The sequence below is a fragment of the Erwinia sp. GW821-FHT03D09 genome (assembly GCF_059420805.1).
In genome coordinates, this window is the sequence record NZ_JBWKUK010000035.1 from 1 (window position 1) to 6,863 (window position 6,863).

General features: G+C 54.9%; 7 protein-coding genes and 1 pseudogene. 3 read left to right on the forward strand and 5 right to left on the reverse strand.

Features of this window, described 5'->3' with window-relative positions; all coding sequences use genetic code 11:
* Both AC07U6_RS22065 and betA read left to right on the forward strand, forming a co-directional pair.
* Nucleotides 1-835 (forward strand): aldehyde dehydrogenase family protein (locus tag AC07U6_RS22065; protein WP_494764849.1); only part of this gene is annotated, 835 nt, incomplete at its 5' end.
* Nucleotides 836-857: 22 nt separating this feature from the next.
* A complete protein-coding gene (betA, locus tag AC07U6_RS22070; protein WP_494764605.1) occupies nt 858-2,534 on the forward strand; it encodes a choline dehydrogenase in 1,677 nt (558 codons plus the stop codon).
* A gap of 80 nt (nt 2,535-2,614) precedes the next feature.
* Here betA and AC07U6_RS22075 read toward each other — a convergent pair whose 3' ends face one another.
* From AC07U6_RS22075 to AC07U6_RS22085, 3 genes are all read right to left on the reverse strand, one after another.
* Complete coding sequence (locus AC07U6_RS22075; protein ID WP_494764604.1) at nt 2,615-2,899, reverse strand: GGDEF domain-containing protein; 285 nt, start codon at nt 2,897-2,899, stop codon at nt 2,615-2,617.
* Nucleotides 2,835-3,116 carry a hypothetical protein gene (locus tag AC07U6_RS22080; RefSeq protein ID WP_494764603.1) on the reverse strand — a complete coding sequence of 94 codons (282 nt, stop codon included), beginning with the start codon at nt 3,114-3,116 and terminating at the stop codon, nt 2,835-2,837. The genes AC07U6_RS22075 and AC07U6_RS22080 overlap by 65 nt, the downstream gene beginning before the upstream one ends.
* Before the next feature lie 65 nt (nt 3,117-3,181).
* Nucleotides 3,182-3,478, reverse strand: coding sequence for a protoglobin domain-containing protein (locus AC07U6_RS22085; protein WP_494764850.1), 297 nt, complete (start codon nt 3,476-3,478; stop codon nt 3,182-3,184).
* A 369-nt stretch (nt 3,479-3,847) separates the two neighbouring features.
* Here AC07U6_RS22085 and AC07U6_RS22090 point away from each other — a divergent pair.
* Nucleotides 3,848-4,474 (forward strand): annotated as a pseudogene (locus AC07U6_RS22090) (TonB-dependent receptor); the annotation flags it as partial.
* A 178-nt stretch (nt 4,475-4,652) separates the two neighbouring features.
* Here AC07U6_RS22090 and AC07U6_RS22095 read toward each other — a convergent pair.
* Entirely contained in the window at nt 4,653-5,918 is a 1,266-nt protein-coding gene (locus AC07U6_RS22095; protein WP_494764602.1) for a type II toxin-antitoxin system HipA family toxin, read from the reverse strand.
* Entirely contained in the window at nt 5,915-6,271 is a 357-nt protein-coding gene (locus AC07U6_RS22100) for a helix-turn-helix domain-containing protein (RefSeq protein ID WP_494764601.1), read from the reverse strand. The genes AC07U6_RS22095 and AC07U6_RS22100 overlap by 4 nt, the downstream gene beginning before the upstream one ends.
* Nucleotides 6,272-6,863 lie beyond the last annotated feature (592 nt).

The following is a 6,863-nucleotide window of genomic DNA, read 5'->3' on the forward strand; positions in this document are numbered from 1 at the left end:
GCAATTGCTGACCGGGCACCCGGGCATCGATAAAGTCTCCTTTACCGGTGGCGTAGTCAGCGGCAAGAAAGTGATGGCCAACGCCGCAGGCTCGACGCTGAAAGAGGTGACGATGGAGCTGGGTGGTAAATCGCCGCTGATTATCTTTGACGATGCCGATCTGGATCTGGCGGCAGATATCGCCATGATGGCCAACTTCTACAGCTCCGGCCAGGTCTGCACCAACGGCACCCGGGTGTTTATCCCCTCGTCACTGAAGAGCGCGTTTGAAGCCAAAATTCGCTTCCGCGTTTCCCGTATTCGCGCCGGTGATCTGAACGATCCGCAAACCAACTTCGGTCCGCTGGTCAGCTTCGCCCACCGCGACAACGTGATGCGCTTTATCGACAGCGGCAAGGCCGAAGGCGCACGCGTGCTGTGCGGCGGCGAGCGTTTAACCGGTGAAGGCTTCGACAACGGTGCGTGGGTGGCACCGACCGTGTTTACCGACTGCCGCGACGAGATGACCATCGTGCGCGAAGAGATCTTCGGCCCGGTGATGTCGATCCTCAGCTATGACGATGAAGAGGAAGTGATTCGCCGCGCCAACAACACCGAGTTCGGCCTGGCCGCCGGCGTGGTCACCCGCGACCTGAACCGCGCGCACCGCGTGATCCACCAGCTTGAAGCCGGTATCTGCTGGATCAACACGTGGGGCGAATCCGCCGCCGAAATGCCAGTGGGCGGCTACAAGCATTCGGGCATCGGCCGTGAAAACGGCGTGATGACCCTGCAAAACTACACGCAGTTGAAGTCAGTACAGATTGAGATGGCCACCTTCCAGTCGGTGTTTTAATCCCTGCTTAGAGGAGCAACTCATGGAATTTGATTACATTATTATCGGTGCGGGTTCGGCAGGCAACGTGCTGGCCACCCGCTTAACCGAAGACGCAAATACAAAGGTGCTGCTGCTGGAAGCGGGCGGCCCGGACTGTCGCCTTGATTTCCGCACGCAAATGCCGGCGGCGCTGGCTTTCCCGCTACAGGGCAAACGCTATAACTGGGCGTACGAAACCGACCCGGAACCGCATATGAACAACCGCCGGATGGAATGCGGTCGCGGTAAAGGCCTTGGCGGTTCTTCGTTGATTAACGGTATGTGCTACATCCGCGGTAACGCGCTGGATCTCGACGGCTGGGCGCAGCAGCCCGGCCTGGAAAACTGGAGCTATCTTGACTGCCTGCCGTACTATCGCAAGCTGGAAAACCGCGATACCGGTGCCAACGACTGGCATGGCGCAGACGGCCCGGTGAGCATCACCACACCCAAAGCGGGCAACAATCCGCTGTTCGCGGCTATGGTGGAAGCGGGGGTGCAGGCAGGGTATCCGCGCACCGAAGATCTGAACGGCTATCAGCAGGAAGGTTTTGGTCCGATGGATCGCTTCGTGACGCCGAAAGGCCGCCGCTCCAGCACCGCCCGCGGCTATCTGGACCAGGCGAAACCCCGCCCGAACCTGAAAATCATCACCCATGCACTGACGAACCGCATCGTGTTTGAAGGCAAACGCGCCGTGGGCGTGGAATATCTGGCAGGCGATGGCGATATGCTGCATCGCGCTACCGCCCGTAAAGAAGTGCTGCTCTCCGCCGGGGCGATTGCCTCGCCGCAGATCCTGCAGCGCTCGGGCGTCGGTCCCGCCGGGCTGTTACAGCAGTTTGATATCCCTCTGGTGCACGATCTGCCCGGCGTGGGCGAGAACTTGCAGGATCACCTGGAAATGTACCTGCAGTACGAGTGTAAAGAGCCGGTTTCGCTTTACCCGGCGCTTAAGTGGTGGAACCAGCCGAAAATCGGCGCGGAGTGGCTGTTCAACGGTACCGGCATCGGCGCCAGCAACCAGTTTGAAGCCGGCGGCTTTATCCGCAGCGATGCGGCTTTCGCCTGGCCGAATATTCAGTATCACTTCCTGCCGGTGGCGATTAACTACAACGGCTCCAACGCGGTAGAAGCCCACGGTTTCCAGTGTCACGTCGGTTCGATGCGATCCAAAAGCCGTGGCCGCGTGCAGCTGAAATCCCGCGATCCACGCCAGCATCCGAGCATTCTGTTTAACTACATGGCAGATGAAGAGGACTGGATTGAATTCCGCGCGGCAATCCGCATCACCCGTGAGATTATCAATCAGCCTGCGCTGGATGCCTTCCGTGGCAAAGAGATCAGCCCCGGTGACGCGTACCAGACGGACGAAGAGCTGGATGAGTTTGTGCGCAATCACGGCGAAACGGCGTATCACCCGTGCGGCACCTGTAAAATGGGCAACGACGAGATGGCGGTTGTTGACGGCGAAGGCCGCGTGCACGGACTGGAAAACCTGCGCGTGGTGGATGCCTCGATTATGCCGCTGATTATCACCGGCAATCTGAATGCCACCACCATTATGATTGGCGAAAAGATTGCCGACCGCATTCGTGGCCGCGCGCCGCTGCCGCGCAGTACCGCTGACTATTATGTCGCGGGCGATGCGCCGGTACGCGGCAAGCCTTTGCGTTAATTCTCTTCCGTTCAGACTCCGGATAGCGTTGAGCAGGGATGCCACGCCACGGGGTTACCCGCTAAACCACTATCTCAAACTTAAAAACGCTCGATGCGGTTTCTTCCGTTACCCTTCGCGGCGTAGAGTGCGGCATCAGCGTTTTTCAATAACGGGTTATAATCGGGATGGCCGTTATGGATCGCATAGCCGATACTGACGGTGATCTGGATAGTCTCCCCCGGCAGCACTTCAAAAGGCGTACTGGTGATCGTTCTTCTGATCCGCTCCAGCGAGGTGCGAGCGTCGAATTCGCCGGCTTCAACCAGAATCAGTAGAAACTCTTCGCCGCCGTAGCGGAACAGATAATCTTTCCCACAGGCCAAATCCGGAACGGGACAGCCTGATCAACGATTCTGTTTTCCTGGCTCCGCTCACCAGATCGTACATGACGGTGTTCTCCCAGCTGGACAGGGCCGCCTGCTGCTTGCCCTGTTCCAGGTCAGAATTGTTCATCAGCACGTGCAGACGATAGGACTCCTCGTTCTGCGTAGCGCGGTGATGCGACATCGCATAAGCATGACTCATTAGTTCAATGGCCATATCAATCGCCATTGATGAGTAATGCTTCACTTCAAAAATGACCGCACGATCGGCGTCATACTCTTTTAGATACTGGTAGATGCCGTATTTAATCTGGCGGGAGCCGCGCTGAACAAACTGGATGGGATGCCAATCCGTGCATGGACACCACCAGTGTGGTACTGCTGTTTAGCCAGTGGTTCCAGCTCATCGAGCTTCATGCAAAGTACGGCTTTTAGCCATTTGATCAGTGAACGACTCAACTGCACCTGAACCAGTTCATATGAAAGATGTGAAGCGGTATCGGGATCTTTCAGCATGCTGTCATAGAATTTGCTGGTCAGCTTTTCCGACTCGCATTCAGCTAAATAAAAATCAGCTATTTCACGGCGTTGGGATTTTTTATAATAACGTCTTTATCAAACATCTTGATCTGTTTTTTCGATCTTTCTTTCTCTGAAAAAAAGTTAATTCCCGCCTAAAACAAAGTTAATTCTGATTGTTTTAATAATCGTCTATTTTGCTTGATAATAGTATTTTAATTATTGACCACGTAACCGACTCATAAATATCCATTCTTTCCGTGTGCATTTTCAAAATGACCGCTGCTTGCACTGGTGTTACAAAAAGTGTTTACATGATAATAATTATTAATATAATAAAAATTATCATTATCGCTAACGGGTATGATTTTTATCGGCTGGAGGGCGCCGAAGGCCGCATTTTTCTCCTTATAAGGGAATTTGATTACCATGAAGTACCGTTACCTTTGGGCTTTAAATCCTTGTTTACTGATGATGTGTTCCACCGGGAGCTGGGCGGGGGGGCAGAAAGACGACACGCTGGTGGTAGCCGCCAGCCGCGCTAACCACAGCGTGACCGATATGGCGCAAACCACCTGGGTAATAGAGCAGGGCGAAATCGAGCAGCAGGTACAGGGCGGGAAAGAGCTGAAAGAAGTGCTGGCGCAGCTGATCCCTGGTATGGATGTCAGCAGCCAGGGGCGTACCAACTACGGCATGAACATGCGTGGACGCTCGATGATGGTAATGGTTGACGGCGTGCGCCTGAATTCTTCGCGCAGCGACAGCCGCCAGCTGGATTCCATCGACCCGTTTAATATCGAGCGCATCGAAGTCATTTCCGGAGCCACCTCACTGTACGGCGGCGGCAGCACCGGCGGCCTGATCAACATTGTCACCAAAAAAGGCCAGACGGGTACCCAGGTTGAATTCCAGACCGGGCTGAAAAGCGGCTTTAACAGCCATAACGATCGCGACGAGAATATTGCCGCGGCGGTCAGCGGCGGTGATGAAAAAGCCTCTGGCCGGGTATCGGTAGCGTATCAGCGCTACGGCGGGTGGTATGACGGCAGAGGATTCCGCTTATAGAGGATGTAGCTACCCCGCACCCACTTATCGAAGACATACGGACCAGTGCCAATCGGCGCATCTGCAAATTCGGGACCCGCCAGCTTCTGTCGGCGGTTGGCGGGGCGGAAGCGCATCAGCCGCCGTTGCCCGCAGCGGCCGAACCGTCATTCGCCTTCTCGCCGGGTTAAAGCGCCCGGATGCTGTCCTGAATCTTCGCATTCACCTCGTCAAGCACCGCCGGCGGAATGGCGTCGCCCAGCTCATTCGCCGTGGCGATAAATAAAGCGGCAACGTCGCAGACTTCTTCGATAATCACATTCATCGTCTTTTCACTGATATCGGCCAGTTTCGCGGCCGATATCAACGCCCTGCGGCTGATGTTTTTCCCGTGTCCGGCAACGGAAGATTGATGCTGACCGCCCGGTCCGCTCTGGAAGGTGATGTCGTAGGCGGGCGATAGCCGCCATTCCTCGTTCTGATTCAGACTGAAGGCAAAGTTTTTGGCGTGATCGTCCTGATTATTCATGATCACGTTAAACACCATGCGGCGTGCCTGCGCTTCCCGCTCGGTGGCCGAACGGGTAATCATCGCCGTGGCCTGCAAAATATCGCTGTAGTCCAGACAGGGCAGGCGGAAATCGGCCTGCAGCGCACCCGCCATGCTGAGGGTCGGCACCCGCATTCCCTGCTGGCGATCGAAACGCTTCACGCCGAAGGCCGACAGTCCGTCGCCCAGCGCAAACCAGCGGCTTTCGGGGAATTCAATACCGGCTCTTCTCGCCAGCCGGGCATAGACTTCTTCCAGGGGGCAGACCCAGGCGGCTTCCTGCGCCGCCGGGAATTTAATCAGCCAGGGATCGCTGCCGGCAAACGGCGACGAATGGATTTTTCCACTGGCGGGTTCAAAATCCAGCAGCACCTTGGGGCGCGCACCGTGCGGTGAGCCGCCCAGCCGCACCAGCTGCGGCAGCACGTCAGAATCCAATCCGGCAACTTCCACTTCGATTTCACGCGCCAGCAGCATCAGATCGTTAATCGTGTGCTGCTCCGCTGCCTGCCCCGGAACCTCCATCATCGGCCGGTAAGTGAGCGCACCCATGGTGTTGCTGCCCAGCATCGCCAGCCGATCCAACGGAGAGAGTGCCGCAGGCTCAATGGCATTGCGCCGCAGGAGTCGGTCCATTAATAGCCGACCCCAGCCGTCGGGCAGCGAGTCAGCAATAAAACCGGGGATACCTTCCTGATGGCGTTCAAAATCGGCGTAGGTGGTGCTCACCGGCGGATGCAGCAGCGGCGAGAACTCAATGCCGCGATCGATGCTTTGTGCAGAGTATTCAAACAGCCATTCGCCGCGCTGGCGGCCTTCGGCCAGCGTACCCAACACCCAGTGTTCTCCCCAGCCTTCGTAGATCACTTCCAGCCGCCGGAGCGGGGCGTAGTTATTTTTCATGATTTTCCCTCGTTTCTGCCTGCATCCTGCGCCGCAGGCCGCGCCATGCGTTTAGCCGCCCGCTGCCGGGTGGGCGCTTTCAGCGCTTCGACCTGCGCGATGCTCATCGCCGGGAGTTCAAACAGGCCGGTCATCTCTTTTTCCAGCCGCAGAGCGAAAACCACCTTCATAAAGTTTTCCAGCGTCACTTTACCGTCGCTTTCCAGCTTTTTCAGCGCCGAGACTGAAATCCCCGATTTTTCGGCCAGCTCTTTTTGCAGCAGGTTTCGGCGTAAGCGATGTTCGCGCAGGCGTTGCCCCAACTGGGCAATCAGTGCCGATTCAGAATAGAGTTTAAGAGATATAATAAACACTCCTGATTAATAAAATTACTGATAAGGGATGCTTTAAGCTCTTTTATGTCCACGGATGATTTTAATCGAAAGTATATCACAAGGGTTATTTTAACACCTTTAAAAGCGATAAAATCCTCATAAAAGCTTAAATTAAGCCTCTTAAATTGATTGTTAGCTATACTTCACCTCAGCATTCGTTAAGTGGAGAATCCACTTCATACGTTTTTCGGCAAGTTAAGTCATTTTTGTTAGTCGTGATATCCGGCAAATCAAGGGAGATTAAGGGCTTACAGACCGTACCGATTATCTCAGTGACTTGTAATGCAGGAGAAAAACGCATTCCCGACGGCGTTTTTTTTATGACTAGCGTTATATGCTTTCATGTGTATTTGACGACCCGCTGGTGATTATGAGCAGGTGATAGATAAAGCAGAGAAAATTGCTTCTCATGATGATATATTTAACATAATTAGTATTATGCGCACTTCGTTTGTCTAGTTTTGTACCAGAGTTGGGGTATGCCTATGCCGATCTGTAAGTATCCCAGCTTTAGTTCCACACACTTTTTGAGATTTCCGTGTTCTCGGCCATCAGCCGGTATTCTTCCGGC